At 70.4% G+C, this 26978-nt stretch carries 24 protein-coding genes; 13 read left to right on the plus strand and 11 right to left on the minus strand.

Translation table 11 applies throughout. The annotated features are described in order from the left end of the window. The first annotated feature begins 4 nt into the window (after positions 1–4). On the plus strand, positions 5–778 hold the full coding sequence (locus FB561_RS08125) for a DinB family protein (RefSeq protein WP_145804628.1): 774 nt from the start codon (positions 5–7) through the stop codon (positions 776–778). Positions 779–781: 3 nt separating this feature from the next. Here the strand turns inward: FB561_RS08125 and FB561_RS08130 are convergent, their stop codons facing one another. From FB561_RS08130 to FB561_RS08150, 5 genes are all read right to left on the minus strand, one after another. Beyond that, positions 782–1726 (minus strand): LLM class F420-dependent oxidoreductase, encoded by a 945-nt coding sequence (locus FB561_RS08130; protein ID WP_145804630.1) that lies wholly within the window; start codon positions 1724–1726, stop codon positions 782–784. A gap of 74 nt (positions 1727–1800) precedes the next feature. Further along, positions 1801–2481: a histidine phosphatase family protein gene (locus FB561_RS08135; protein WP_145804632.1), complete on the minus strand. Its 681-nt coding sequence runs from the start codon at positions 2479–2481 to the stop codon at positions 1801–1803. Position 2482: 1 nt separating this feature from the next. Continuing rightward, a complete protein-coding gene (locus FB561_RS08140; RefSeq protein WP_145804633.1) occupies positions 2483–3544 on the minus strand; it encodes a phosphotransferase family protein in 1062 nt (353 codons plus the stop codon). After that, entirely contained in the window at positions 3544–4347 is an 804-nt protein-coding gene (locus FB561_RS08145; RefSeq protein WP_145804636.1) for an SDR family NAD(P)-dependent oxidoreductase, read from the minus strand. The genes FB561_RS08140 and FB561_RS08145 overlap by 1 nt, the downstream gene beginning before the upstream one ends. Beyond that, a complete protein-coding gene (locus FB561_RS08150; RefSeq protein WP_145804638.1) occupies positions 4347–5576 on the minus strand; it encodes an acyl-CoA dehydrogenase family protein in 1230 nt (409 codons plus the stop codon). Before FB561_RS08150 ends, FB561_RS08145 begins: the two co-directional genes overlap by 1 nt. A 55-nt stretch (positions 5577–5631) precedes the next feature. On the opposite strand from FB561_RS08150, the gene FB561_RS08155 reads away from it, so the two are divergent. Further along, the gene (locus tag FB561_RS08155) at positions 5632–6219 is read left to right on the plus strand and encodes a TetR/AcrR family transcriptional regulator (RefSeq protein WP_145804640.1); all 588 of its coding nucleotides are present in this window, start codon (positions 5632–5634) and stop codon (positions 6217–6219) included. Here the strand turns inward: FB561_RS08155 and FB561_RS08160 are convergent. After that, positions 6216–7466 (minus strand): amidase, encoded by a 1251-nt coding sequence (locus FB561_RS08160; protein ID WP_238334709.1) that lies wholly within the window; start codon positions 7464–7466, stop codon positions 6216–6218. The genes FB561_RS08155 and FB561_RS08160 overlap by 4 nt on opposite strands. A gap of 109 nt (positions 7467–7575) precedes the next feature. Here FB561_RS08160 and FB561_RS08165 point away from each other — a divergent pair, with 109 nt between their 5' ends. Then, positions 7576–8025: a GNAT family N-acetyltransferase gene (locus FB561_RS08165; protein ID WP_145804642.1), complete on the plus strand. Its 450-nt coding sequence runs from the start codon at positions 7576–7578 to the stop codon at positions 8023–8025. On the opposite strand, the gene FB561_RS08170 is transcribed toward FB561_RS08165, so the two are convergent. Together FB561_RS08170 and FB561_RS08175 are read right to left on the minus strand one after the other, a co-directional pair. Continuing rightward, complete coding sequence (locus FB561_RS08170; protein ID WP_145804645.1) at positions 8018–9451, minus strand: ATP-binding protein; 1434 nt, start codon at positions 9449–9451, stop codon at positions 8018–8020. The two genes, FB561_RS08165 and FB561_RS08170, sit on opposite strands and share 8 nt — an antisense overlap. Positions 9452–9503: 52 nt before the next feature. Beyond that, on the minus strand, positions 9504–10118 hold the full coding sequence (locus FB561_RS08175; RefSeq protein ID WP_145804647.1) for a YgjV family protein: 615 nt from the start codon (positions 10116–10118) through the stop codon (positions 9504–9506). A 53-nt stretch (positions 10119–10171) separates the two neighbouring features. On the opposite strand from FB561_RS08175, the gene FB561_RS08180 reads away from it, so the two are divergent. Further along, entirely contained in the window at positions 10172–10987 is an 816-nt protein-coding gene (locus tag FB561_RS08180; protein ID WP_170284597.1) for an aminotransferase class IV, read from the plus strand. A 3-nt stretch (positions 10988–10990) separates the two neighbouring features. On the opposite strand, the gene FB561_RS37750 is transcribed toward FB561_RS08180, so the two are convergent. Next, positions 10991–11824, minus strand: a complete 834-nt coding sequence (locus tag FB561_RS37750; RefSeq protein ID WP_170284598.1) for a hypothetical protein — start codon at positions 11822–11824, stop codon at positions 10991–10993. Between the two features lie 133 nt (positions 11825–11957). Then, positions 11958–13421 carry a CCA tRNA nucleotidyltransferase gene (locus FB561_RS08190; RefSeq protein WP_420371355.1) on the minus strand — a complete coding sequence of 488 codons (1464 nt, stop codon included), beginning with the start codon at positions 13419–13421 and terminating at the stop codon, positions 11958–11960. Between the two features lie 33 nt (positions 13422–13454). Here FB561_RS08190 and FB561_RS08195 point away from each other — a divergent pair, with 33 nt between their 5' ends. The 9 genes from FB561_RS08195 to FB561_RS08235 all read left to right on the plus strand — a co-directional run bounded on the left by FB561_RS08195 (position 13455) and on the right by FB561_RS08235 (position 24785). Beyond that, positions 13455–15881: a hypothetical protein gene (locus tag FB561_RS08195; RefSeq protein WP_202880567.1), complete on the plus strand. Its 2427-nt coding sequence runs from the start codon at positions 13455–13457 to the stop codon at positions 15879–15881. Continuing rightward, positions 15874–17529 carry a murein biosynthesis integral membrane protein MurJ gene (murJ, locus tag FB561_RS08200; protein ID WP_145804652.1) on the plus strand — a complete coding sequence of 552 codons (1656 nt, stop codon included), beginning with the start codon at positions 15874–15876 and terminating at the stop codon, positions 17527–17529. The genes FB561_RS08195 and murJ overlap by 8 nt, the downstream gene beginning before the upstream one ends. Positions 17530–17689: 160 nt before the next feature. Next, positions 17690–19345, plus strand: a complete 1656-nt coding sequence (locus tag FB561_RS08205; protein ID WP_145804654.1) for a protein kinase family protein — start codon at positions 17690–17692, stop codon at positions 19343–19345. Then, entirely contained in the window at positions 19342–20073 is a 732-nt protein-coding gene (sigM, locus tag FB561_RS08210; RefSeq protein ID WP_238334710.1) for an RNA polymerase sigma factor SigM, read from the plus strand. The genes FB561_RS08205 and sigM overlap by 4 nt, the downstream gene beginning before the upstream one ends. A 112-nt stretch (positions 20074–20185) precedes the next feature. Continuing rightward, a complete protein-coding gene (locus tag FB561_RS08215; RefSeq protein WP_145804656.1) occupies positions 20186–20947 on the plus strand; it encodes an anti-sigma factor family protein in 762 nt (253 codons plus the stop codon). A 117-nt stretch (positions 20948–21064) separates the two neighbouring features. After that, entirely contained in the window at positions 21065–22051 is a 987-nt protein-coding gene (gene trxB / locus FB561_RS08220; protein WP_145804658.1) for a thioredoxin-disulfide reductase, read from the plus strand. 50 nt (positions 22052–22101) lie between these two features. Beyond that, complete coding sequence (gene trxA / locus FB561_RS08225; protein ID WP_202880823.1) at positions 22102–22419, plus strand: thioredoxin; 318 nt, start codon at positions 22102–22104, stop codon at positions 22417–22419. A 64-nt stretch (positions 22420–22483) separates the two neighbouring features. Next, entirely contained in the window at positions 22484–23617 is a 1134-nt protein-coding gene (locus FB561_RS08230) for an N-acetylmuramoyl-L-alanine amidase (protein WP_145804662.1), read from the plus strand. A 145-nt stretch (positions 23618–23762) separates the two neighbouring features. Beyond that, positions 23763–24785, plus strand: a complete 1023-nt coding sequence (locus FB561_RS08235) for a DUF6528 family protein (protein ID WP_145804664.1) — start codon at positions 23763–23765, stop codon at positions 24783–24785. Here the strand turns inward: FB561_RS08235 and FB561_RS08240 are convergent. Next, on the minus strand, positions 24776–26962 hold the full coding sequence (locus FB561_RS08240; protein ID WP_145804666.1) for an MMPL family transporter: 2187 nt from the start codon (positions 26960–26962) through the stop codon (positions 24776–24778). The genes FB561_RS08235 and FB561_RS08240 overlap by 10 nt on opposite strands. Positions 26963–26978: the final 16 nt, after the last annotated feature.

Raw genomic sequence — 26978 nt, forward strand, 5'->3', positions numbered from 1 at the left:
GCGGGTGGCTGACTTCACCCAGGAGAACCTGAGCGGATCCCGGTTCGAGGACGTGTACCTGACGGGTGCGCGGTTCCACGACGTCGACCTGAGCAACGCGCGATTCCGGCTCGTCGATCTGAGCGGTGTCGTGGTCCGCGGCGCGCTGGTCGACCTGGAGCTCGACGGCTGGATCCGCAAGCTGGTCGTCAACGGCGTCGACGTGGCTCCGCTGATCGAGGCCGAGCTGAACCGGCGGTACCCGGACCGGGCGAAGATGCGGCCGGCCGACGCCGCCGGCTACCGCGAGGCGTGGGACATCCTCGAGCGGCTGTGGGCCGGGACGGTCGAGAGGGCCCGTCGGCTGGACCCGGACCTGCTGCACGAACAGGTCGACGAGGAGTGGTCCTTCATCGAGACCCAGCGGCACCTCGTCTTCGCCACCGACGCCTGGGTCCGCCGCGCGTTCCTGGGCGACCCGAGTCCGTGGCACCCGCTGGACCTGCCGCACGACGACATGCCCGACAGCCCCGGCGTACCGCGGGACCGCACCGTCCGGCCGTCGCTCGACGAGGTCCTCGTCCTTCGCGCCGAGCGCCAGGCCACGGTCCGGGAAGTCCTGGCGAAGCTCACCGACGAGCAACTGGCCGGCACCACGACACCGGTCGAGAAACCGGGCTACCCCGAGTCCGAGAGCTTCCCCGTCAAGCGCTGCCTGGGCGCCGTCCTCAGCGAGGAGTGGGAGCACCGCCTGTACGCCGAGCGCGACCTCGCCGTCCTCGAAGCCCGGACCACCTGACCCTCACGGAGCGAGCGAGCGGGCGACTTCCACGAGACTGCCGCCCGTCGGCAGAGTGGCGATGATCGGGGTGTCGAGCCCGTGGTCGAGGTACTCGCGAATGCGGGCCCGGCAGTCTTCCGGCGAACCGTGCACGACCAGGTCGTCGATGACGGACTCGGGAACGGCGGCCATCGCGGCGTTCCGGTCCCCCGCTTTCCACGCGGCGTGCATCGGGGCGAGGGCCTCGGCGCGACCCAGCCAGTCATGGAAGGCGGCATACCCGGGCACGGTGAGATAGGTGGCGATCAGGTACCGGCCCAGGTTGCGGGCCATCTCGGTGTCCTCGGTGGCACAGACGAAGATCCGGGCCGCGAGCTCCTTGTCGTCCCCGAGTTCGGCGCGGACCTGGCGGACGTCGCCCGGGGAGAGCCAGTTGGTGATCGCGCCGTCGGCCTCGCGGGCGGCGAGCCGGAGCATCTGCGGCCGGAGCGCGGCGAGCATGATCGCCGGGGCGACGTCGGGCGCCTTCTCCAGCCGGAACCGCCGGATCGTGAAGCTGTCGAACTCGCCGTCCACCTTCTCCCCGGCGAACGCCTGCCGGAGGAACCGCAGCACGTCCCGGGTCCGGGCCAGCGGCGGGTCGTAGGCGATCCCGTTCCAGCCGGTCACGATCGTCTCGGAGGAGGCCCCGATCCCGAGCACGAACCGGCCGGACGCGAGATCCGCGAGCGTCGCCGCGCTCATCGCCAACGCGGCCGGCCCTCTGGTGTGGACGGGAACGACGGCCGTCCCGAGCCGGAGCCGCTCGTCCCACTCGGACGCGAGCACCAACGGCGTGAACGCGTCCGCACCCGCCACCTCGGCGGACCACAGGTCGGTGTACCCGAGCTCGGCCAGCTCGGCGATCAACGCGCGGTGCTCCCGCAACGGGACACCGGTCAGCGGCACGGTCAGACCCCAGCGCATCTCAGATCAGCCCCTTCAGCACCGGCAACGACGCGTACCGCATCACCTTGGACAGATTGCGTCGCATCGTCGCCCTATCGGTAGGACAGCAGGTCGGTGCCGTCGAGGTGGCCGTGCTCGTTGTGGCTGACCACGGTAAGCCCGGTGCGCCCCACGGTCAGCTTGGTGATCGCCGTGTTCACGGTGACGGGATTGAGCCGGGACCAGAGCTCGTCACCGCCCGGCCACAACCGGCTGACCACCGCCGCGATCGGGCCACCCGAGGTGAACACGACCGCGGTCTCCCCCTTGCCGACCTGCTCGGCGGTCCGGCGTACCGCCTCGTCCACGCGGTCGCGGAACCCGGCGAAGCTCTCGGAGTACCCGTCGCCGCCCTCGATCCAGCGCGCGGTCGCCTCCGCGAACATCCGCTGGAACGCGCGCCCCGGATTCCCGGTCCGGGCCAGGTCGGCGAGCAGGACAGCGCGTCGCCGGTACGCCGGCTTGTACGCCACGATCACCTCGTCGTGGTCGAACTCGTCGAACCCGCGATCCACCAGCACGTCCCCGTCGATCCCGGCCGCCGCGAGGGCCAGTTCCGCGGTCCGGGCATGCCGGCGCATCGAGCCGCGGACCACCAGCTCCGGCTTGATCCCGCGAGCGTCGAGGGCCTGCCCGAGGACCGCCGCCTGGCGTTCGCCGAGCTCCGACAGCTGGTCGTAGTCGCTCTTGCCGAACGAGGCCTGCGCGTGCCGGACCAGGTAGATCGCGCCCATGTCAGGCCCGGCCGATGATCCGGCGGCAGCGCCGTTCGAGCAGGTTGACCGGTAACCACAGGCTCTTGAACCGTGGATTCCGGGTCTGCTTGTGGTGGTAGCGGTAGTAGATCTGCTGCGCGATCACCGCCAGCCGGAACAGCCCGAACACCTCGTAGAAGGCCCAGTTCGCCGGCTCCAGCCCGGTTCGTTCGCAGTAGTACCGGACGATCTCGTCGCGACTGAGCATGCCCGGCACGTCGGACGGCTGCAGCCGGAACCGCCGGAACGCGCGATCGTCGTCGGCCTGGACCCAGTACGCGAGCGCGCCGCCCAGATCCATCAACGGGTCGCCGAGGGTCGCGAGCTCCCAGTCGAGGACACCGGCGACCCGGAGCGGATCGTCGGGCGCGAGGACGACGTTGTCCAGCCGGAAGTCGTTGTGGATCACGCACATCCGGACGTCGGCCGGCTGGTTCGCCGCGAGCCAGTCCATCACCTTCGCGTAGCTGGGCACGTTCCACGTCTTCACCTTGCGGTACCGCTCGGACCAGCCGGTCACCTGCCGTTCGACGTACCCCTCGCCACGGCCGAGCTCGGTCAGGCCGGCCGCGGCCGGATCCACCTGGTGCAGGGCGATCAACGTGTCGAACACGGTGAAGCAGAGCTGCCGGGTCTGCTCCGGAGTCAGGTCGACCCCCAGCTCTGACCGGCGCGGGATCGTCCCGGCGATCCGCTCCATCACGTAGAAGCCGGAGCCGAGCAGGTCCGTCTCGTTGCAGTGGGCAACCATAGCGGGGACGTGCGGGAAGACCGGCGCGAGGGCGGCCTGGATCCGGTACTCGCGGCCCATGTCGTGCGCGCTCTTCGCCTTCGTACCGGCCGGCGGGCGCCGCAGGATCAGGTCGCGGCCCGGATACCGCAGCAGATAGGTGAGGTTGGACGCGCCGCCGGAGAACTGCCGGACCTCGGGCAGCCCGGCCGGCAGCTCGGTGTGCGACCGCAGCCAGCCGTCCACCGCCGGGACGTCGAACGCGTCCTCGGCCCGGACCTCGCGCGCCCCTTCGACGGAACCCTGGGCCATCACTCGTCCCCGGCCGACGGCACCTGACCCTCGGCCCGGACCCGGGCCCGCTCGGCGATCCGGCGCATCTGCCGGTCGTACAACGGCCGGGCGAACCGCTTCGTCCGCCAGGCCAGCAAGGCCGGCCGGTCCGGGATGATCAGGAACTGCTTCATGCCGATCCCGATGATCACCGCCGCCGCGATCTCCTCGGCGGTCCGCGGCGACTTCTCGATCAGCTGCCGCGCGGCCGTCCACATCGCGGTGTCCTCGCCCTGGATCGAGTCCGCCAGGTTGGTCCGGAAGAACGACGGGCAGACCACCGACACGGTCACGTCGTACGGGTGCAGTTCGTGCGAGAGCGTCTCGGACAGCGCGACCACGCCGGCCTTGACGGTGTTGTACGAGCTCATCATCGGCGGATGGACCAAGCCGGCCGCGGACGCGGTGTTCACGATGTGGCCGGAGCGCTGCCGCTTGAAGACCGGGGTGAACGCCCGGCAGCCCCGGACCACGCCCATCAGGTTGATGTCGACGACCCGGTCCCACTCGTCCAGCGACTCGACGTCGATCCGTCCGCCGGTGGCGATCCCGGCGTTGTTCAGCAGCAGGTCCAGGCCGCCCCAGTTCTGCTCGCACCAGGTGACCGCTGCCGCCCAGTCCTCGGCACTGCGCACGTCCAGCCGCCGGTACTGTGCGCCCGCCGGGGCCGACGCCTCCGCGGCCACGTCGGTACTCAGCACTTCGTGGCCCTCAGCAACGAATTGCTGGACCAGCGCGAGCCCGAGCCCGCTGGCGCCCCCGGTGACCAGAACCCTGCTCACTACGCCTCCTGCTTGTACTTCGCCAGCTCGACCTTGGCGACAACTCCACGGTGCACCTCGTCCGGCCCGTCCGCCAGTCGCAGGGACCGTGCACTCGTCCAGGCGGCGGCCAGCGGGAAGTCGTCGGACAGCCCGCCGCCACCGTGCAGCTGGATCGCCATGTCGATCACGTCCTGCGCCATCCGCGGCACGGCCACCTTGATCTGGCTCACCTCGCTGAGCGCGCCCTCGAGTCCCTGGGTGTCCAGCAGCCACGCGGTCTGCAGGACCAGCAGGCGGGCCTGGTTGATCGCGATCCGGGCATCGGCGATCCGCTCCCGGTTACCGCCCAGGTTGACCAGCGGCTTGCCGAACGCGGTCCGGCTCGTGCCCCGGACCAGGGCGAGCTCGAGCGCCTTCTCCGCCAGGCCGATCAGTCGCATGCAGTGGTGCACCCGGCCCGGACCGAGCCGGCCCTGGGCGATCTCGAACGCGCGGCCCGGCCCGACCAGGATGTTCGCCGCCGGCACCCGGACGTCGGTGAACGACACTTCGCCGTGGCCGAACGGCTCGTCGTACCGGCTCATCGCGGGCAACAGCCGCTCGACCTTGACGCCGGGGGCGTTCCGCGGGACCAGGACCATCGTGTGCCGGGCGTACCGGTGGCCGTCGGGATCGGTGAGGCCCATGAAGATGAGCAACTCGCAAGCGGGGTGACCGACGCCGGTGCTCCACCACTTGCGGCCGTTCAGCACCACCTCGTCGCCGTCGACGATGGCGGTCGCCGCCATGTTGGTCGCGTCCGACGAGGCGACGTCCGGCTCGGTCATGCAGAAGGCGGACCGGATCGTGCCGTCGAGCAACGGTTCCAGCCAGCGCTGCTTCTGCTCGGGAGTCCCGTACCTGAGCAGGACCTCCATGTTGCCGGTGTCGGGCGCGTTGCAGTTGAAGACGTACGGGGCGACGAAGGACCGGCCGGTGAGCTCGGCGATCGGGGCGTAGTCCAGGTTGCTCAGGCCGTCGCCGTACTGCTCGTTGCCCGGTTCGGCGACGGGGAGGAACAGGTTCCACAGGCCGAGCTCGCGTGCTTTCGCCCGTAGGTCCTCGAGCTCGGGGCGCGGTTGCCACGGATCGTCGGCCACCCGGATCGCGGCGTGCAGCTCGGCCTCGACCGGCTCGATCTCGGTCCGGACGAACAGCTCGACCCGGCCGATCAGCTCCTGCGCGCGGGCGGACGGTTCGAAACCCATCACGACTCCTTCGGTTCTCTTGACCGTAGCGCAGCCGCTAAGCAATGCTCAACAGATGGAGCACCGCCTCACCGCAGAGGACCGCAAGAAGCAACTCGTCAAGATCGGCCTGATGATGTTGCGCACCCGGCCGATCCACGAGCTGTCGATCGACGCGATCGCGGGCGAGGCCGGAATCTCCCGCGGGCTGCTCTTCCATTACTTCCCGAGCAAGCGGGACTACTACGTCGCGGTGATCTCCGCGGCCGGTCGCCGGCTCCTCCGCGTCACCAAGCCGGACGCGTCCCTGCCGCCCGAGCAGCAGTTGCGGGAGATGCTGACCCAGTTCGTCGCGTTCATCGAGCGACGGCGGGAGGCGTACATCTCCTTCGTCCGCGGCGCCGCCGGCGGTGACGACATCGCGGTCAAGGTCTACGACGACACCCGGGCCGGCCTGACCCGGCGCGTCCTCACCTACCTCGGGACGCCCGAGGTGGCCGACCAGCCGGGGTCCCGCGAGTACCTCCGGGTGCACGCCTGGCTCGCGTACGCCGAGGACCTCGCGATCGAGTGGTCCGGCCTGCCCGAGGACGACCGCCCGACGACCGCCGAGGAGCTCGTCGACCATTCGATCGAGGCCCTGGAGCTGCTCCGCAAGCTCTAGGTTTGTTGGAGGGCCAGTTCGATCCAGCACGCCACGTCGGCTGCCTTTGCGTTGCTCTTGGCAATCACCTGGAGGCCGACGGGGAGTCCCGTGGTGGGGATCGGCAGGGTGACGGCGGGGTAGCCGGTCAGGTTGGCGAGTCGGGTGGTGCGGAGGATCTGGGCTCGTACGGTCTTCTCGTCGTTGTCCATGGCATCGATCGGCGGGGCCGTGGTGAGCACGGTCGGGGTCAGGATCGCGTCCACCTGGTCGAGGGTGCTTTGCAGGGCTGCGGTGATCACGGCAGCCTTCTCCCGAGCGGCTTCGTAGCGAGCCTGCGGGACCTCTGCTGCTTCCCGAAGGCGTTCGCGCACGTCGGGTTGGTACAGGTCGATCGAACGGCCGAGGTGGTTCGCGGCCGCTTCCGGGCCTTGGAGGTCCGCCGCGGCCGTGAAGGTCTCCGCCCAATCGGGCAACCGCACGTCGACCAAGGTCGCGCTCTCCAACCGGGCAAGCGCGGCCGACCAAGCGGCGCCGACCTCGGGGGTGTGGTCGAGGTACTCCGCGTTGACGACCACGCCTAGTCGCGGTGCCGTTTTCGTGGTTGCCGGCAGTTCCTCGCCGGTGAGGGCAGCGAGCGCGTACGCGGCGTCGGCGACTGTGGTTGTCAGCACTCCGATGTGGTCGAGGCTCTGCGCGAGCGGGAACACACCGTCCACCGGCAACGTCGCGTACGCGGGCTTGAACCCGACCACGCCGCACAGCGCAGCCGGGATGCGTACGGATCCGGCCGTGTCGGTGCCGATCGCCAGCGGTACGACACCGGCCGCCACTGCCGCGCCCGCTCCCGAACTGGAGCCACCGGTCATCCTGGTGAGGTCGTGCGGATTCCGGCACGGGCCGACGCGGTTCGACGTTCCCGTGCAGCCGTACGCGAACTCGTGGGTGTGGCTCAGCCCGATCACGATCGCCCCGGCGGCCCGGAGTTGCCGGACGACACCGGCATCGCGTTGCCCGATCCCGTCCATCGTCGCGGAACCACACCGGTACGGCAGTCCCTCGATCTCGATGATCTCCTTCACGAGCACGGGCACCCCGGCGAGTGGCCCGGTGAGCAGTTGCGCGGCCGCTCTTCGCGCGCCGTCCGCGTCGAGCTGGACGATCGCGTTCAGCTCGGTCGCCTGTTCGGCCCGGGCCAACGCCTGCTCCACCAGCTCGACCGGATCGACCCGACCGGCCCGGACTCCCTCGGCGATCTCCTTCAGCACGCGTCCATCACAGCACGGGCCGGACCGCCTCCGTCGACCTCACGCCGTGCCGATCGGGCAGAGAGAAAACAGAAACAGGAGCGTCACGGCAGATTGCTACCGTCCGGCCATGATCGATGGGGCCGAACTCCGGCCGGCCGCGGGTACCGATCCTGCCCTGCTGGCCCTGACCGCCGCACAACAAGCCGAGCTCGCTGCCCTCTACGGCGACGACCAGCCCCAGGTGGATCTCCACCCCGACATCACGTTCACCCTGCTCCTGGTCGACGACACCCCGGTCGGCTGTATCGGCCTGCAGCCCATCACGCCCGGCGTCGGCGAGATCAAACGCCTCTACGTCGACCCCGCCTTCCGCGGCTGGGGACTGTCCCGCCTCCTGCTCACCAGCCTCGAGTCAGCTGCCCGCGCCCAGGGCCTACGGACCCTCCGCCTGGAAACCGGCAGCCAACAGCAAGCCGCCATCACCCTCTACACCCACCACGGCTACACCCCCATCCCCGCCTATCCCCCGTTCGAGAACGACCCAGCCTCCCGCTGCTTCACCAAGTCCCTCAGCTAGCCCCGTACAACTCGGCCAGGCCGATCTTGCGAACCTCCGGGTCGAGGTCGTCGGCGAATCCGGCCCCGCTGTAGCAGGCGAGGACCGTCTCGCTGGTGTCGAACTTCTCGGCCAGCAGGTCCCGCGCGCGCTCCAGGCGCTGGACGTGCCGCCGGTTCATCACCTCGCCCCACTTGGCCTCGCCGAGAGACAACAGCTTCCGGCGCTGACCGCCCTCGGCCGGACCGAGCACGACCACATCGATCTCCAGCTGGGTCCGGCGGCTTCGATCCGCCACGACGCCGGCGCCGATCTCACCGGGCAGACCACCGAACAGGTCCGCCGGCGCGGTCATGGCGAACTCGCGGCACAACTGCTCGAAGTGCGGGCCGATGACCTGTGAGGCGAACCGCGGGCGCGCCGCCGCCCAGACGTTCTCCGCGCGATCGCTCTCCAGCAGCCCCCACTGTGGCCGCATCACCACCTGGTAGAACACGACCAGCGGCTCGGCCACCCGGTAGTAGGACCGCCCGGATCTGAAGATGTCCCGGTCCCGACGCAGCAGCCCGCTGTCCTCGAGCACCGACAGATGATGTCCGATGTCGGTGGCCTTGCGACCGACGTAGCCGGCCACTCCGCCTCGAGTCCCGTTGCCGTTGGCAACCGCTGCGAGGACCGAGTGGTACAGCGCGCTGTCCCGGATCTCGGTCTCTTCCTCGAGCAGGTACCGCGCCTCCCGGAAGAGCGGACTGGCCGGGCTGAGCACGGTACGCAGGATCCAGTCGTCGAACCGCCGGACGGAGGAAGGGCCGTCGTCGTTGACGAATCGCCGGTAGGCGGGCGTTCCACCGACCACCGAGTGCAACATCACCGCGAGCCGCGGATCGTCCACCTGCCAGTACTGCGCGGCGAGGCGGTGGTCGAACGGCTTCACGACGAGTTCGAGATTCGCGCGACCACGCAGGGGCGCTGTACCGGAGAGCAGCCCGCCCATCACCGACAGGGCGGAGCCGCAGAGCAGGAGCTTCGTCCGTCGGCCCGACGACGCGGCGCGGTCGATCTCCCGTTGCAGGATCGACGGCAGCGCGGGCGACATCCGGCTCAGGTACGGGAACTCGTCGATGACCACCGGCCCGGCCGAGTCGGGCAGGGCGAAGACGTACCGGATCGCGTCGTCCCACCCGTCGAAGCGGGGCGGTGCGGGCAGGTCCAGGTGGCGCCCGACCGCGGCCGCGAAGAGACCGAGCGATTCGGCCTCGACGGCCTGGGTCGCGCCGAAGTACAACCCGCCGGCCTGCTCGGCCAGCGCCTCCACCAGATAGGTCTTGCCTTGCCGGCGGCGACCGCTGACCACGCCCAACTGCGGCCGCGGTACCGACGTCGTCGCGAACCGGGTCAGGTGGGCCCACTCCGGGTCGCGGGCGAAGATCCGCTCGGGTTTGTGCATGATGAAGAAGTGTATGTATAAGAAGTGCAGTTATCCAAGTGCGCGTCGCCGGTCAGCGGAGGTCGAGGACGAGGTCGGAGCCGTCGCGGCGGAAGCCGAGTTTGCTGAGGTAGGAGGCGGACTCGCGCATCCGGCGGGGTGCCATCACCTGCTGGAAGCCGTGGTCGGTGAAGACGTCGCTGCGGCGGTAGACGAACTCGCCGGGGGTGAAGTCGCGGTACTCGGGCAGCACGTAGTCGAGGTCGATCTGGGCGCGGCCGGCACCGGCGTCGTGGGCGAGAACGACGCCGACGGTGCGGTCGCCGTGCTGGACCAGGAACGCGTACGGCGCGGCCGGGGCGGTGAAGTCGGGGTTGAACTTGCGGATGTCGCGGCCGTGCGCGTCGATCACGTGCCGCAGGTACGCGTCGCCGGCGTTGACCTCGAGCACGGTGTACTCGTCCGGGTCGTGCCGGTGCCGCAGCAACCGGTAGAGCTGCACCACGTTGATGACGGCCAGGACCGCGTTCATCCCGACCATCGGCCAGACCCCGATCACGAGGTTGAACGCGACCAGCACCAGACAGCCGATCAGGTTCAGCACCCGCAGGCGCAGGATCCGGGTCTGCAACAACGACACGACGACCAGGGCCGACCCGCCCCAGCCGATGATGCTCCACACGTCCACGGGCTGAGGGTAGACCAGGAGTCCCGGTGGACTGGTTCGGCGAGACTGGACGGGTGACGGATCACCTGGAGCTGAACGGCGCACCGCTGACCGCGATCGATCCAGGGCTGCTGCGGGCCACCAGCTACGGGCACTTCAGCTCGCTCCAGGTCCGGGCCGGGCGGGTCCGGGGACTTCCGTTCCACGTGGAACGGATCGATCGGAGTTCGGTCGAACTGTTCGGGCGCGGGGTCACCGAGGAACGGTTGCGTACCGGGATCCGCGGCGCGCTCGACCGGGCCGGCCAGGTGGACGCCTCGGTCCGGGTCACCGCCTTCACCCGGGAACGCAGCCGGCTGGACCAGGGCCTCCCCGTCGAACCCGACCTGCTGGTCACCGTGTCCGCGCCGATCGAGCCGACCGCGCAATCACCGCGACTGCTCGCCGTCGAGCACGAACGCCCGGTGCCGCACCTCAAACACACCGGCACCTTCTCGCTCGTGTACTACGGGCGCCAGGCGCAGCAGGCCGGTCACGACGACGCGCTGTTCTTCGACCGCAACGGGCACGTGTCCGAAGCGTCGATCTGGAACGTGTGCTTCGCGCGAGCGGGCCGGATCGTCTGGCCCGAGGCGGCGGTCCTTCCCGGGATCACGCTGCAGGTACTCCAGACCGGGCTGGCCGCGATCGGGTCGCCGAGCGAGACCCGGCCGGTCCGGCTCGACGAACTCGGGTCCTTCGACGCGGCGTACCTGACCAACTCGATCGACCCGGCGCTCCCGGTCGGCGCGATCACGACGCCGGCCGGGACCACGGAGTACGAGTCGGACGGGGTGTCGGCCGACCTGATCGCGAAGGCCTACGCCGCGATGCCGCCCGACCTGATCTGACCCTCAGCCACCGTCACCACCACCGCCACCGCCACCGCCACCGCCACCGAGATCGTGGCCGCCCCCGCCGAAGTCGTGGCCTCCGCCATGTCCGCCCCCGCCGTAATCGTGGCCTCCACCATGACCGCCCCCAAGGTCGCCGCCACCTCCGTCGAAGCCGCCGTGCCCGTGCGCGCCGTGACCACCACCCGGGTGCGGCACCCACGATCCGGCGACCGCGTTGTCGAAGGAGAGCGCCGCGTACGTCGCACCCGCGCCGCTCGCGAAGTACCCCTTGCCGTACGGCGCGACCGCGGCGCCCGCCTCCCAGTACGGGACGCGGCGACCCGCGTACTGCATGTACCGCAACTCGGGCTCCTCACCCGCCTTCACCCGGGCCGCGTCCTGCGCGCAGGCGGGGACCGTGCGCGTACCGTGCTTCGGCTGCGTCCACACCACGTCGGTCACCGACGGACCGTGCTGTGGATTGAAGAAGCACGGCACCCTGCGCTCCGGGACCGGCCGGCCCGCGACCCGCGCCTGGACACAGACAATCGCGTACCGCCCGGTGGCGAGCGCGTCGGTCACAGCGCTGATCGCCTCGGGTCGGCGGATCCCGTGGACCGCCCGTTGCGCCGCCTCGTACGAATCCAGTGCGACCTGGTAATCCACCCGGGCGTCACCGTCCAGCGGATGCCCGGCCACCCGGGCGTCGAGCCGGCTCAGCTCCTCGCCCAGCAGCGTCACGTCCTCGTCGGCGAGCTTGCGGATCTGGTCCAGCTCCTCCCCGTCACTCCGCCGGGCCGCCCGCCGATCCCACAGGTAGCGACCGGACAACGCCGCTGCGCCACCACTCATCAAAGCCACCAACCACCACACCGGGCTCCACCCCCCTGGTGTCTGCGGATGCTCGGTGACTACAGAGTACGAGCGCGGAGCCGTTATGGGGCAGGCGTTGTGGAAACTGTGGACGGAGCTGTGGACAACCCGGTCAGCGCTGCGCCCACCACGCCAGCAGCTCCGCCTTGGCACGCTCCTCGCCGAGCGGTCCGTGCTCCATCCGCAGCTCCATCAGGAACTTGTACGCCTCGCCGACCTCGCGGCCCGGCCCGATCCCGAGGATCGTCATGATCTGGTTGCCGTCCAGGTCCGGCCGGATCGAGTCCAGCTCCTCCTGCTCCTGCAACCGCGCGATCCGCTCCTCCAGGTCGTCGTACGCCGAGCGCAGCGCGTCGGCCTTCCGCTTGTTCCGGGTGGTGCAGTCGGCCCGGGTCAGTACGTGCAGGCGGCTGAGCAGGGCACCGGCGTCGCGGACGTATCGGCGGACGGCGGAGTCGGTCCACTCGCCGGTGCCGTACCCGTGGAAGCGCAGGTGCAGCTCGACCAGCTTGCCGACCTGGTCGATCTGCTCGTTGCTGAACCGCAGCGCCCGCATCCGCTTCTTGGCGAGCTTGGCCCCGACCACGTCGTGGTGGTGGAACGTCACCTTGCCGGCGCCCTCGAACTTCCGGGTCCTCGGCTTGCCGATGTCGTGGATCAACGCGGCGAACCGGACCACGAAGTCGGGCAGCTCGAGCTCCGGGTCGGCGGCCTTCAACCGCGGTTCCAGGTCGATCGCCTGGTCGAGCACGGTCAGCGAGTGTTCGTACACATCCTTGTGCCGGTGGTGCTCGTCCACCTCGAGCCGGAGCGCGGGCAGTTCGGGCAGGACGTGGTCGGCGAGCCCGGTGGAGACCAGCAGGTCCAGCCCGATCCGCGGGTGGTCGGCGCAGACCAGCTTGACCAGCTCGTCGCGGACCCGCTCGGCCGACACGATCGTGATCCGGTCCGCCATCGCCCGCATCGCGGCCACCACCAGCGGGTCCGGGACGAACCCGAGCTGCGCGGCGAACCGGGCCGCCCGCATCATCCGCAGCGGGTCGTCGGAGAACGAGGCCTCCGGTGAGCCCGGGGTCCGGATCACCTGGTTCGCCACGTCCTCCAGGCCGCCGAACGGATCGACGAACTGGTGCGACGGCAGCAGCACCGCCATCGCGTTCATCGCGAAATCGCGCCGGGACAGGTCACCCTCAAGGGTGTCGCCGTACTCGACCGCCGGTTTGCGTGAGATGGGATCGTAGGACTCCGACCGATAGGTGGTGATCTCCAGAACCCAATCGCCCTTCCGGCATCCGATGGTGCCGAACGCCTTGCCGATGTCCCAGACATGGTCGGCCCAGCCGGCCAGCAAGCGTTCGACGACGTCCGGCCGGGCGGAGGTGGCGAAGTCCAGATCCTTGCTCCCCCGACCCAGCAGAATGTCTCTGACGGGTCCGCCGACCAGCGCGATCTCGTGCCCGGCCGCAGCGAAGCGGGCACCGAGCTCGTCGACCACCGGGGCAATCTGTAGCAACGTCTGGACGCCTTTCCGCTGGACCGCCGACAACGATCCGGAGGAGGCCGAGCGGTCGGGGATAGGAGACACGGGAAACTAGGTTACGGTGACGGCGTGTTGAGACGGCGACTGAGGCTCTCCGCGGCTGCGGGCGCGAGCCTGCTGATCGCTGCGTCGGGAGTGGTTTCGGCCGCTGGAGTGGCCCAGGCCGAACGGGCCGGAGCGGCGGCCGAGGACCCGGTGGTCGACGTGACCATCGACTCGTTCACCCCGGCCGCGCCGAAGCCCGGCGACCAGGTCGTCCTCACCGGCCGGATCACCAACACCAGCACCGCCACCTTCGACAACTCGCAGGCCGCTGCCTGTATCGACGACAAGCGGTTGTCCACCCGGGCCCAGCTGGCCGCGATCGCGACCGAGGCGGACGAGCCGATCGCCAAGCGCAACGACTGCGTAGGGCTGAACAACTCGGACTCCACCAGCTTCCAGGAGTTCGCCCAGCCGCTGGCCCCGAAGGCGTCGGTCCCGTTCCGCCTGGTGATCCCGTGGAAGGACTGGGGCATCACCGGTCGCAGCGGCGTGTACACGGTCGGCGTCCGGTTCCGCGGCAACACGAGTCCGAGCGACCGGGTCTCCGCGGGTCTCAGCCGCACCCTCATGCCGGTTGTCCCGGCCAGGCCGATGCCGCGCAAGGTGAACACCGCCCTGGTGGTCCCGCTCCGGCACCGGCCGACCCTGCTCGGCGGCGACCGGTTCGCGAACGAGTCGCTGGCCGACTCGATGGCGCCGAACGGTCAGCTCGGCCGGCTGCTCGCCCTCGGTCAGAAACAACGCGTCACCTGGCTGGTCGATCCGGCGATGCTCGAAGAGGCCCGGACGATGCGGGAGGGCTACCGCATCACCGGCCCGGACAACCAGACCAAGCCGGGGACCAAGAGCCCGACCGTGGCCGCCTGGCTGCGTGCCTTCGATGCGAACCGCGCCAGCAACCCGGTCGTCCTGCTGCCGTACGGGGACCCGGAGGTGGCCAGCCTGCTCGACTCCGGTGAGCCGCTCCGTGACCTGGTCGGCCAGGCCCGCTCCGCGACCGAGCAGTTCAACCTCGGGGACGCACACGGTTTCCGGTCCGGCCTCTGGCTCGAGAACGGTGCCGCCACCAGCAAGAACCTGGCCGCCGCCTCCACCGGGTACGCCGGCGCGAAGGCCGACGACATCAACCTGGTCACCAGCTCGGCGTGGTCCGCGGGCGCCCGGCCGGACCTGGCCAAGTCCCCGGTGTACGACGTCCTCACGCCCGAGGGACCGGTGAAGTCGGTCCGGACCGTGATCGCGGATTCGAGCCTGACTGCGGGCGGCCCGGATCCGGGGACGGCCACGTCGCCGATCCAGGTCCAGCAGCGGTTCGCCGCGGAGACCGCGTTGCTCGCCTCGACCGGCACGGGCGACGTCACCGTCGTCGCAGTACCGCCGCGCGGCTGGGACGACGACGGACGCAGTACGACCTCGCTGGCCCGGGATCTGGCGCTGCCGTGGATCCGGCCGGTCACCATCGACCAGGCAGCCGCCGCGCCGGGCGCGAAGCCGGCTCTCGCCAAGGCGCCCGACACCCCGCGCTCCACGCCGGGGCTGACGAACAACCAGCTGGACCAGATCAAGCAGCTCGGCAACGCGGTCACGACGTACGTCTCGCTGCTCGCCGACCCGGAGCAGGCCGACGAGAACCTCCGCCGCTCGCTGCTGCGGTCGGCCTCGTCCGGCTGGCGTGGGTTCCCCGACGAGTCGCAGCGGTTCGCCACCGTCGAGCTGACCTCGGTGAACGGCCAGGTCGGCCGGGTCCACCTGGTCACGAACCCGGCCGGTGAACGCGGCGGTCACCGCGAGATCAAGGTCAACCTGTCCGGCAGCAAGGGCACCTTCCCGCTCACCGTCGCGAACGAGCTGAACGAGTCCGTCCGGGTCGGCATCGTGGTCACCTCCGCGAACCGGTCCGACCTGCGGATCGACCCGCTGCAGACCAAGCTCATCCCGGCCGGCCAGAAGGCCACGTACCAGATCAACGCGAGCGCCGAGCAGAACGGTCTGATCCGGGCGAACGCGCAGGTCATCTCCGCGCAGCAGCTCCCGGTCGGCCGGTCCCAGGAGCTGGTGATCCAGGCCGCGCAGTACGGCAGCGTCGGCTGGATCCTGGTCGGCTCCGCGGTCGCGCTGCTGTTCGGTACCTCGCTGGTCCGGATCTACCGGCGGATCCGCTCGGAGCGCCGCAACCCGACGCCCGAGGCCGGTACCGACCCGTTGCACCCGGCACCGATCGACCCGCAGGACCTGACCGCCGACACGGGGACCGGGTCCGGCGAGGAGCAGACCGCCGGCGAACCGAACCCGCTCGACCCGGTGACCCCGGGCCGGATCGGCCCGGACCGCGCGGGCGGCGCACCGGCGGGCCAGGACGCCGACGCCGGGACGGACGCCGAATCCGGCGGGAAGCCGTCGGACTCACCGCAGCAGAGCCTGAAAGAAGGAGTCGGTACGAAGGATGGCTGACCGCACCCTGCGCTCCGCGGCGGTGATGGCAGCCGGAACGGTGCTGTCTCGCCTGCTCGGATTCGTCCGGATCGCCCTGCTCGCGGCCGCCATCGGTACGGCGCTGCGCGGCGACATCTTCACCGCGGCGAACACGATCCCGAACAGCCTGTACATCCTGCTGGCCGGGGGCGTCTTCAACACCGTCCTGGTGCCGCAACTGGTCCGGGCGATCAAGAACCACGACGACGGCGGGCAGGACTTCACCAACCGGCTGCTCACCTTCGGCTTCGTCGTGCTGGCCGTCGTCACCGTCGGCTGCGTCCTGCTGGCCCCGCAGATCGCCGAGCTCTACCTGCCGGCCAAGTTGCACGACCCGTCCTTCGCCGCCGAGAAGGCGTCGATGGTGATGTTCGTCCGGCTCTGCCTGCCACAGATCTTCTTCTACGGCGCGTTCGTGCTGGTCGGCCAGGTGCTGAACGCGCGCGGCCGGTTCGGCCCGATGATGTGGGCGCCGATCGCGAACAACATCGTCGCCTGCGCCTCGATCGTCGTCTTCCTGCTGATCTACCGGTCCGGCGCCAACCCGCCCACCTTCAGCCGGGGCGAGGAACTGCTGCTCGGCCTCGGCCACACCTTCGGGATCGCGATCCAGTTGCTCGTCCTGCTCCCGTACCTGGCCGCCAGCGGTCACCTCTACCGGCCGAAGTTCGGGCTGCGCGGGACCGGGCTCGGCCGGACCGCCAAGCTGGGGATCTGGACCATCCTGTTCGTCGCGGTCAACCAGGTCACCCTGGTCGTGGTCACCAAGCTGGCGATCGCGGGTAGTGCCGCCGACAGCGACGGCGCCAAGGCCGGCCTGGTCGCGTACAGCACGGCCATGCTGATCGTCCTGGTGCCACACGGCATCGTCACCGTCTCGCTGGCGACGGCCGCGTTGCCGCAGATGTCGTCGCTCGCGTCGGACGGCGACGTGACCGAGGTCGGCCGGCTGTCGGCCCGCTCGATCCGGCAGACGCTGGCGATCGTGGTCCCGGCGGCGGCCGCGATGGTGGCGTTCTCGCACCCGATCACGACCGTGATCACCGGCTACGGCGCCGGTGCGGACAACACCCAGCTGATGGGGTACACCCTGGTCGCGCTGGCGCTCGGCCTGATCCCGTTCACGATCCAGTACTTCCAGCTGCGCACCTTCTACGCCTTCGAGGACACCCGGACCCCGTTTTTCCTGCAGTGCGTGATCGCGGCAACCAACATCGCGGCCGCGCTGATCGGCGTCCGGCTCGTCCTGGGCCAGGAGCACCTCCGGTTCAGCGGTGTCGCCCTGGGCGCGGCGTACTCGCTGGCGTACCTGGTGGCCGTCCTGCTGTCGCGCCGGGTGCTGGCCCGCCGGGTCCCGCGGGTTCCGGGCGCCGGGATCGGGTTGCCGATGCTGGCGATGATCATCGCGGCTGCGGTCGGCGCCGGACTCGCGTGGGGCGTGCTGTTCCTGCTCGACCAGGTGACCGACTGGGACGGCCCGCTGCTGTCCGCGGTCCAGCTCGCGATCGCGGCCGTGGTGATGCTGCCGGTCTATGTCGGCGTGGCCCGGGTGTTGCGGATCCATGAGGTCACCGACATGGTGTCCATGGTCACATCGAAGCTTCCCGGCAGGTCCCGCCGGCGCTGATCCGGGTGGCTTGTGCGATCGTGCACCCCGACCTGCCGGGGCGGGGCACTAGCATGGGGGCTGCGATCGGTCCGCCAGCCAATCGCGACCGGGTTCGCGCGGAGGGATCCGGGGCGCCAGACGCAGGCCGACCAGTGCATCGAGGAGGGCGAGAGACACCGTGTCGAACCAGACCGTCAGTCCTGGTGCCCTGCTCGCCGGACGGTACCGGATCGCCGAGTTGCTCGCGGAGATCGACGGTGCGCGGGTCTGGCGAGCAGTGGACGAGGTTCTCAGCAGGGCCGTCGTGGTGGACGTCCTGCCGGTCGGCGACCCGCGGACCAACACTCTCTTCGACGCCGCCCGCCGGGCCGCGGCCGCGAACGACCCACGCTTTCTCCGCGTCCTCGACTGCGACATCTACGAAGGCGTGACGTACTGCGTCCGTGAGTGGGCCGGTGGCCGGCCGCTCGAGCGGATGCTGGGCGCCGGACCGCTGACGGGCCAGCAGGCCGGCTGGCTCGCGCGTGAGGTGTCCGAGGCGCTGGAGAACCTGCACCGCACCGGGTACTCGCACGGCTCGATCAGCCCCGCGACCGTGGTCGTCACCGACGCCGGCGCGATCAAGGTGGTCGGCCTGGCCACCGAGGCTGCGCTCCGGTCGACCGGCCCGGGTACGCCCGAGCAGGACGTCCGCGCGCTCGGCGAGCTCCTGTACTGCTCTCTTACCGGCCGCTGGCCCGGTCCGGCTCCGGCCTGGGGACTCCAGCCCGCGCCGGTCGAGCACGGCCGGCTGCTGAGCCCGCGGCAGGTCCGGGCCGGCGTACCGCGCTCGCTGGACGACATCGCCGACCGGCTGCTCAGCGACGCCCCCCGGCACCACGCGGCCCCGATCTCCAGCGCGGCCGGGTTGTCCGCCGCACTGTCCGGAGTGGTCGGCAGCTCGCACGAGCCGCCGAGCCAGATGGACGAGACGGTCGCCATCGCCCGGCAGAACGGCAGCATCGACGACGCCACCCAGGTGGTCCCGCCGACGCCGCCCGCCCTCGACCCGACCCCACCGAGCCGGCCGCAGTCGAGCAACGGCCAGACCGAGCACGCGGCGTACGCGACCGCGCCGGAGACCCGGCCGATCCGTCGGCAGGCACCGCCGAGCCAGAACGGCAACGGCCGGCGCCGCCCACCGGCGGACGAGCCGAAGCCGCGCGGCAGCTGGGGCGGCCGGATCCTGATCCTGCTCGCGATCCTGGCGTTGCTGTCGGTGGTGCTGATGGCGCAGTTCCTGGTCAAGGGCGCGATCAACAAGGACCAGGGCAACGACAACCCGGCGCCGGACCCGACGCAGAGCTCCGGCCCGCCGGCGCCGACGAACGAGGACGTCAAGATCGCCGCCGCGAAGGACTTCGACCCGCCGCCGGACGGCAACGGCGAGGAGCACCCCGAGGACGTCAAGAACACCTACGACGGCAAGCCGAGCACCACCTGGACGACGATGTCGTACAAGCGGCGCCCGGACCTCGGCGGGACCAAGGACGGCGTCGGCATCGTGTACGACCTGGGCGAGTCGACCCCGGTGTCCCAGGTGACCGTCAACCTGGTCGGCGACGACACCGACCTCGAGCTGATGGTGCCCAAGGACGACCCGAACACCTCACCGACCGCGGCCAGTGGCTGGAAGTCGGTCGCCAAGGCCGAGGGCGCCGTCGAGGCCGAGCCGGCCGTGCTGAAGCCGTCCGCCCCGGCCGAGACCCGGTACGTCCTGGTCTGGCTGACGAAGCTGCCGAAGGAAGGCAGCGGGTACCGCGGTGAGATCTCGGAGGTCAAGATCCAGCGATGACCTCCGAGATCGATTCGAGCCCCACCCCGCAGGGGTCGGGCATCCCGCGGATCGGGCCGCCCCCCGGAGCAGGTGATCCGGCCGGCCCGCGCGGGTACGACCAGATGGACGACCACGAGCTGCTGCGGCTGCATGTGGCCGGCAACCCGGAGACCTTCGGGTTCCTGGTCAAGCGGCACCGGGACCGGATGTGGGCGGTCGCGATCCGGACGCTCGGCGAGCCCGAGGAGGCGGCCGACGCGTTGCAGGAGGCGTTCATCTCGGCGTTCCGGCGGGCCGACTCGTTCCGCGGTGACGCCAAGGTGACCACCTGGATGCACCGGATCGTGGTGAACGCCTGTCTGGACCGGATCCGGCGGCGGCAGGTCCGCGCGGCCGATCCGCTGCCGGAGGACGAGGACCGCGCGGCCGAGCTGGCCGGCCCGGCCGAGGAGGACCCGGCCGAGGTCCGCGAACGCCGGCTCGACGTGCTGAACGCGCTCAAGCAGCTGAACACGGACCAGCGCAGCGCCCTCGTCCTGGTGGACATGGAGGGCTACTCGATCGAGGAGGCGGCCGCGATCCTGGGCTGCGCGCCCGGGACCGTGAAGAGCCGCTGCGCCCGGGGCCGGGCGAAGTTGCTGCCGTTGTTGCGGCACTGGCAGACGACGCGGGGTGGTTCCGCCCCGGCCGGCAAGGTGGCGAAGAAGACCGCAGGGACCGCCGCGGAATCAGTGGGAACCGAATGAACCGGGACCCCGTCGAAGCGAAGTCGCTCATTCGCGACCCCCGAGCCGTCGCCGACCGGAGCACTCCACCGATGAACTTTTCGCGCACGTCCCGTGAGGGGGCGAGTCCCCGATGACCGATTCCGGTCTGCCGACCAGTGAGCACCTCGAGCACCTGGACACGGACACCATCGCCGACCTGATCGAGAACCTGCTGCCGGCCGCCGAGGCCCATCGTGCTCGTGAGCATGTGAAGGCCTGCCCGGACTGCCAGCAGACGTACGACGCGCTGGTGCAACTGACCGAGGACCTCGCCGACGAGGGCCGGACCGACGTTCCGATGCCGGCCGACGTCGCCGAGCACCTGGACGCCGTCATCGTCTCCGAGTCGGTGCTGCGCTCGTCCACGGTCGGCGTGCACTCGCTGGTCCAGCTGCGCGAGGAGCCGCGCCGGCACCTGCCCAAGCTGCTGCTCGCCGCGGCCGCCGTGGTCGTGGTCGCCGCCGGTGGCGTTGGCGTCGTGGTCGCCACCGCGGACCACAGCAACGACGGCGCCGCGGGAATCACCCCGACCGGCGTCCCGTCCGGGGTGCCGACCATCGGTACCGAGCAGGTCGGCCCGTCGGCCCAGCGCTGGCTGGAGAACTCCAACGGCCCGGTCCTGCACGGCAGCGCCGACGAGATCGACTGCGCGAAGACCTTCGCCGCCGGCCGGCCGAACCCGCAGCTCCAGCTGGTCCAGCCGGCCCAGGTCGACGGCAAGCGGGCCACCGTGATCGGGCTGCAGGGCGGCTCACCGCGGGACATCCAGGTGTTCGCCGTCACCGGCTGTAGCTCCGGCAGCAAGGTCGCGACCCCGTTCTTCGACACCACCATCACGCTGCGCAACCGCTGATCCCGTTCGGTGAGCCGGAGGCGTCGGCTCCGGACACGGTGGGTACCGTGGGAATGGTCGGCCTCTAGGATCCGTTGAGTACGACGTCCAGTCTCGACGAGAACGAGGAACGCCTGCATGAGCGAGGCAACAGTCCGCAACGTGATCATCATCGGTTCCGGCCCCGCGGGGTACACGGCAGCCGTGTACGCCGCGCGTGCGCGCCTGGAGCCGTTGGTGTTCGAAGGCTCCGTCACCGCCGGTGGCGCGCTGATGAACACGACCGAGGTGGAGAACTTCCCGGGCTTCTCGGACGGCATCATGGGTCCGGCGCTGATGGACGAGATGCGCTCCCAGGCCGAGCGGTTCGGTGCCGAACTGGTGCCGGACGACGTCGTCAAGGTCGACCTCACCGGTGACGTCAAGGTGGTCACCGACTCCGCCGGGACCGAGCACCTGGCCAAGACCGTGATCCTGGCGATGGGTTCGGGGTACCGCAAGCTCGGCCTGCCCGACGAGGACCGGCTGTCCGGCCACGGGGTTTCCTGGTGTGCGACGTGTGACGGCTTCTTCTTCCGTGAGCAGGAGATCGCGGTCGTCGGCGGTGGCGACTCCGCCGTCGAGGAGGCGACCTTCCTGACCCGGTTCGCGAAGAAGGTCACGCTGATCCACCGGCGCGACGAGCTGCGCGCCTCGAAGATCATGGCCGACCGCGCGTTCGCCAACGAGAAGCTCGAGTTCGCCTGGAACTCGGAGACCGCGCAGATCCACGGCGACGACAAGGTGCACGCGGTGACCCTGCGCGACACCGTCACCGGGGAGACCCGCGAGCTGCCGGTCACCGGCCTGTTCATCGCGATCGGCCACGACCCGCGCTCCGCGCTGGTCAAGGGTCAGGTGCACCTGGACGACGAGGGCTACGTCCTGGTCAAGGACCGGACCACCGAGACCAACCTGCCGGGCGTGTTCGCCGCCGGCGACCTGGTCGACCACACCTACCGGCAGGCGATCACCGCCGCCGGCAGTGGCTGTTCCGCGGCCCTGGACGCCGAGCGCTACCTGGCGACGCTGGAGCACGCCGAGACCGCGGCCGAGGCGGCCGCCACCGAGCCTGTCTCCGTCTGATCACCGATCCGAGTCCCAACCGCTGGAGGAGAACGCCCGTGGGCGAGAAGATGAACGCCGTCACCGACGCCGAGTTCGAGCAGACCGTGCTGAAGAGCGACAAGCCGGTCCTGGTGGACTTCTGGGCGGAGTGGTGCGGCCCGTGCCGCCAGGTCTCGCCGATCCTGGAGGAGCTGGCCGGGGAGCACAGCGACAAGCTCACCTTCCTGAAGATGAACGTGGACGAGAACCCGGTCACCCCGAGCAACTACCGCGTCACCGGTATCCCTACCATCAACGTCTACGTGAACGGTGAGCTGGCCAAGTCCATCGTCGGCGCCAAGCCCAAGGCCGCGCTGCTGAAGGAACTGGCCGCCTTCACGGACTGACCGAGCACTGCCTGGAGCACCCCTCACCGGGTGCTGTTTCCGCCGCACCGGCAAGGAGTACTGGATGGAAGCCCCGCACGGCGCCCCGATCTACCGGATCGGTGACAGCGGTGAAGCCGTCGCCGAGATCATCGCGAAGTTGCAGCGGCTCGGCCTGCTGCAACCGGGTGAGCACTACGTGTACGACGAGGCGACGGCTCAAGCCGTTCGGGGATTCCAGCAACAACGCGGACTGATGATCGACGGGATCGTCGGCCCGCAGACCTACCGGGCGATCGACGACGCGCGTTGGCGGCTGGGCGACCGGCTGCTGACGTTCGTCGTCTCGCACCCGTTGAGCGGTGACGACGTGGTGGCGCTGCAGTCCAAGCTGCAGGAGCTGGGTTTCGCCGTCGCCCGCATCGACGGCATCTTCGGCGCCGACACCCAGCGCGCGGTGACCGAGTTCCAGCGGAACATGGGGCTGCCGGCCGACGGTACGTGTGGGCCCTCCACCTTCAAGGCGCTGCAGCGGATCCGTCCGATGGCGACCGGTGGCCGTCCGGACGCGTTGCGCGCCTCCGAGGCCGTCCGCGCCGCGGGGCCCCGGCTGTCCGGCAAGACCGTGGTGATCGATCCCGGCCACGGCGGCTTCGACTACGGCTGGGAGGGCTTCGGACTGCGGGAGTCCGACGTCGCGTACGACCTGGCCGCGCGGATCGAGGGCCGGCTCGGCGCCACCGGGGTCCGGGCGTACCTGTCCCGTGGCCGCGACCAGGGTCCGGACGAGCTGACCCGGGCCGCCTTCGCGAACGACACCGACGCGAACCTCTGCGTCTCCCTGCACACCGACGGTTCGATGAACCCGGCCGCCCAGGGCGTCGCGACGTACTACTACGGCGCCGACCTGCACGGGGCCTCGTCGAGCGTGGGCGAGCAGTTCGCCGGGCTGGTCCAGCGCGAGATCGTGGCCCGGACCGACCTGCTGAACTGCCGGACGCACGCCAAGACCTGGGACCTGCTCCGCCGGACCAAGATGCCCGCGGTCCGGCTGGAGATCGGCTACGTGACGAACCCGCACGACTCGTCCCGGCTCGCCGACCCGAACTTCCGCGACGTGATCGCCGAGGCGATCGTGGTCGCGATCCAGCGGGTGTACCTGCCGCCGGAGCAGGACGCCGCGACCGGCATGCTCCGGTTCGGCCAGCTCACCGTCTGATCCGGGCCCGTCCGGTCGGCGACGGCGAGAATTCTGGCCGGCTGATCACTTTTCTGTTCGATGCCGATCCGGCGTCGGTCGTCACTCGACGGTGACGGCGCCGTTACCTTAGGTGATTATTGGATCGACCTGAGGTGGTAGCACCGTGTTCAGAGTTCTGATCGGCGCCGCGGGCCTGCTCGCGCTCGCCGCCGGACCGGGCGTCGCACCGGCCGCGGCCCACTCGGCGGCCCGGACCATGGCACCGCCGGTGGCCCTCCCGTCCGACCTGGCGGCCGTGACCCGCGGGGCGCCCGAGCGGATGGTGGCGCTGACCGACCAGCAGTACGAGAACACCCAGGCGGCGCGGATCCGGGTGATGGACCCGGCGGTCGCCAACTGGAACACCGCGGCCGCGCAGAAGTGGGCCTGGGCCCCGACGGGCGCGAACGGGTTCGGCGGCATGTCGAGCACCTGGGGCCTGCCGTCCGACGTGAAACTGCGGAAGCGTGGCGGTGCGTACGTGGCGGTGGTGTCCGACACCCGCGGACTGGCTGCCCTGATCAGCTACCCGGCCGGGAAGCGGCTGTGGGGCGTCGACGTCGGCGGTTCGTCCGCGAGCCCGCACAGCGTCGAGCTCCTGCCGGACGGCAACGTGGCCGTGGCAGCGAGCGGCAGCGGCGGGTTCATCCGGGTGTACACCGCGTCCCAGGGCATCGCGTCGGCGAAGTACGTGAACTTCCCGCTGAACTTCGCCCACGGTGTCAGCTGGGACCCGACCCACAAGGTGCTCTGGGCCCTCGGCAACGACCAGGTGGTCGCGCTGAAGGTCACCGGGACGCCGGCCGCGCCGAAGCTGGAGAAGTCCCGGGTGATCCAGCTCCCGAACGGCGGTGGCCACGACCTCGCTCCCGCGCTGGAGAACCGCGACATCTTCTGGGTCTCCACCGCGGAGAGCATCTACCGGGTGAGCAAGTCCACCGGCAAGGTCCTGGCCAGTGACGACCAGGCCTCGATCAAGAGCGTGGGCAGCCTGCCCAACGGCCAGCTGATCAGGACCCGGCCGAAGGAAGGCTGCCGCTCGGGGTGGTGCACCGACACCGTCGAGTTCGCGGGGCCGGCGGCGAAGCGGACCTTGTCCGGTGCCCAGATCTACAAGGCCCGCCCGTGGAGCTCCCGCTACGAGTGAACCGGCGCCTTCTCCGGGTCCACCGGCGCCGGCTCGTCCCGCTCGAGCGCGATCGTCGGCAGCACCCGGTCGAGTCGGCTCGGCAACCACCACGCGTGGTTGCCGAGCAGGCGCAGGACCGCGGGGACGATGACGCAGCGAATCAGCAGCGCGTCGATCAGCACCGCGGTCGCCAGGCCCAGGCCGAACTGCTGCAGCATCCGGCCCGGGCTGAGCAGGAAGGCCCCGAACACCACGATCATGATCGCCGCCGCGGCCGTGATCACGCTGCCCGTGTTCGCCAGGCCCTCGCGGACCGCGGCCTGCGCGTCCCCGGTCCGCCGCCACTCCTCGTGGATCCGGGAGATCAGGAACACCTCGTAGTCCATCGACAACCCGAACACGATCGCGAAGATCATCACCGGTACGAACGCCTCGATCGGCCCCGGCTGCGCACCGAACCAGCCCTGCTGGAACACCAACGTGATCACGCCGAGCGAGGCACCGATGCTGAGCAGGTTGAGGATCGCCGCCTTGAGCGGGATCAGGACCGACCGGAACACGGCCAGCAGGAGCAGCGCCGAGAGCCCGACCACGACCAGCACGAAGATCGGCAACCGCTGGCTCACCGCACTCGCGAAGTCGTCCGCCGCCGCCGTCGCACCACCCACGAGGTACGTCGCCTGCGTCTGCTGGGCCAACGCCGGCAACGTGTCGTCCCGCAGCCGCTGTACCAGTTCGCTGGTCTCCGCGTCCTGGGGCGCCGACTTCGGGAACGCCATCACGGTCGCGACCTTGCCGTCCGGCATCAACTGAGGCGGTGTCACCGCGGCGATGCCCGGATCCTTGGCCAGCTGACGATTCAGCGCGTCCGCCGCGGCCGGGGTCCCCTCCGACACGACGATCAACGGCCCGTTGAAGCCGGGACCGAATCCCTGGGCCAGCAGGTCGTACGCCTTGCGCGTGGTCTGCGTCGGCGCGTCGGTGCCGGCGTCCGCGAAACCGAGGCGCATGTCGAGTGCGGGCAGGCACAACGCGACCAATGCGGCGGTACCGAGGACCAGCGGGACCCACGGGCCCTTCTGGACAAGGGTAGCCAGCTTGCGCCAGCCGTCGCCCGGCGTACGCCGTGCCTTCTCCGCGTGCTTGCGAACGCTGCGCTCGATCCGCTTGCCGAAGAGCGTCAGCAGTGCGGGCAGGAGGCTGACTGCCGCGAGCATGGTCATCAGGACGGTCAGCGTGACGCCAAGGGCGACGCCCTGGAGAGCGCCGAGTCCCAACGCCAGCAGGCCGAGCAGTGCGATGACGACCGTGCATCCTGCGAACATCACCGAGCGGCCCGCGGTGTCCAGCGCGAGTTCGGCGGCCTTGCGGCGTTCCGCATCGCGCAGGAGTTCGCTGCGATAGCGGGAGAAGATCAGTAGCGCGTAGTCGATTCCGACTCCCAGGCCGACCAGCATCATCACCGGTGCCGTGTAGTCAGGGATCGTGAAGAAGTGCGAGGCAAGGACCAGCAGGCCGAGCGTGGCGCCGACCGCGAACACCGCGGTCAGCAGCGGAAGAGTTGCTGCTAGCAACGATCCGAAGAGGAAGACCAGGATCACCAACGCGGCCAGCATGCCCGCGCCCTCGGCCGCGCCGCCTTCGCCCTCGGCCGCGGACCGGACCAGGTCACCACCGAGCTCGACCTGCAGCCCGTCGGTCGCGATCGCCTGCGCCTTGTCGATGATCGTGCGCACGTCCTCGGTCGGCATGTCCGCCGCCGCGACGTCCAGCGTCACGGTCGCGTACGCCGTCCGGCCGTCCTCGGCCACGGAACCCCTGCCCTGGAAGGGATCCGCGACCTGCGCGACGTGCGGCTGCTCGCCGAGCTCGGTGAGCATCGCGGTGATCCGGTCCTTCGTGGCCGGCTTCGCGAGCCCGGTCTCGTCGAACAGGACGATCTGGATCGACTCGGTGGATCCCTGCGGCTGGTGCTCGCGGAAGACCTCGATCACCCGCTGCGAGTCGGTGCCCGGCAGCGAGGTGTCGTTCTTGTACGTGTCGCCGACGAGCGACGAGCCCACCGTCACGGCGGCGAGGGCGATCACCCACAGGACGATGGCGAGACCGGCGTGCCGCATCGCCCAGCCGGACACGCGATGCAGCAGCCCGGGTTTGGTGGTCGCCGGCTGTCTGGCGGGGGTTGGGACGGTCATCTCCACTCCACATCGT

Origin of the sequence: Kribbella amoyensis, from assembly GCF_007828865.1 — a bacterium.
Lineage (GTDB): Bacteria > Actinomycetota > Actinomycetes > Propionibacteriales > Kribbellaceae > Kribbella > Kribbella amoyensis.

Excerpts from the sequence above, each read along its gene's own strand:
- FB561_RS08130 (WP_145804630.1), bottom strand. The coding sequence starts at position 1,726 with ATGCGCTGGGGTCTGACCGTGCCGCTGACCGGTGTCCCGTTGCGGGAG.
- FB561_RS08135 (WP_145804632.1), bottom strand. The coding sequence starts at position 2,481 with ATGGGCGCGATCTACCTGGTCCGGCACGCGCAGGCCTCGTTCGGCAAG.
- FB561_RS08140 (WP_145804633.1), bottom strand. The coding sequence starts at position 3,544 with ATGGCCCAGGGTTCCGTCGAAGGGGCGCGCGAGGTCCGGGCCGAGGAC.
- FB561_RS08150 (WP_145804638.1), bottom strand. The coding sequence starts at position 5,576 with ATGGGTTTCGAACCGTCCGCCCGCGCGCAGGAGCTGATCGGCCGGGTC.
- FB561_RS08155 (WP_145804640.1), top strand. The coding sequence starts at position 5,632 with ATGGAGCACCGCCTCACCGCAGAGGACCGCAAGAAGCAACTCGTCAAG.
- FB561_RS08165 (WP_145804642.1), top strand. The coding sequence starts at position 7,576 with ATGATCGATGGGGCCGAACTCCGGCCGGCCGCGGGTACCGATCCTGCC.
- FB561_RS08170 (WP_145804645.1), bottom strand. The coding sequence starts at position 9,451 with ATGCACAAACCCGAGCGGATCTTCGCCCGCGACCCGGAGTGGGCCCAC.
- FB561_RS37750 (WP_170284598.1), bottom strand. The coding sequence starts at position 11,824 with ATGAGTGGTGGCGCAGCGGCGTTGTCCGGTCGCTACCTGTGGGATCGG.
- murJ (WP_145804652.1), top strand. The coding sequence starts at position 15,874 with ATGGCTGACCGCACCCTGCGCTCCGCGGCGGTGATGGCAGCCGGAACG.
- sigM (WP_238334710.1), top strand. The coding sequence starts at position 19,342 with ATGACCTCCGAGATCGATTCGAGCCCCACCCCGCAGGGGTCGGGCATC.
- FB561_RS08215 (WP_145804656.1), top strand. The coding sequence starts at position 20,186 with ATGACCGATTCCGGTCTGCCGACCAGTGAGCACCTCGAGCACCTGGAC.
- trxB (WP_145804658.1), top strand. The coding sequence starts at position 21,065 with ATGAGCGAGGCAACAGTCCGCAACGTGATCATCATCGGTTCCGGCCCC.
- trxA (WP_202880823.1), top strand. The coding sequence starts at position 22,102 with ATGAACGCCGTCACCGACGCCGAGTTCGAGCAGACCGTGCTGAAGAGC.
- FB561_RS08230 (WP_145804662.1), top strand. The coding sequence starts at position 22,484 with ATGGAAGCCCCGCACGGCGCCCCGATCTACCGGATCGGTGACAGCGGT.
- FB561_RS08240 (WP_145804666.1), bottom strand. The coding sequence starts at position 26,962 with ATGACCGTCCCAACCCCCGCCAGACAGCCGGCGACCACCAAACCCGGG.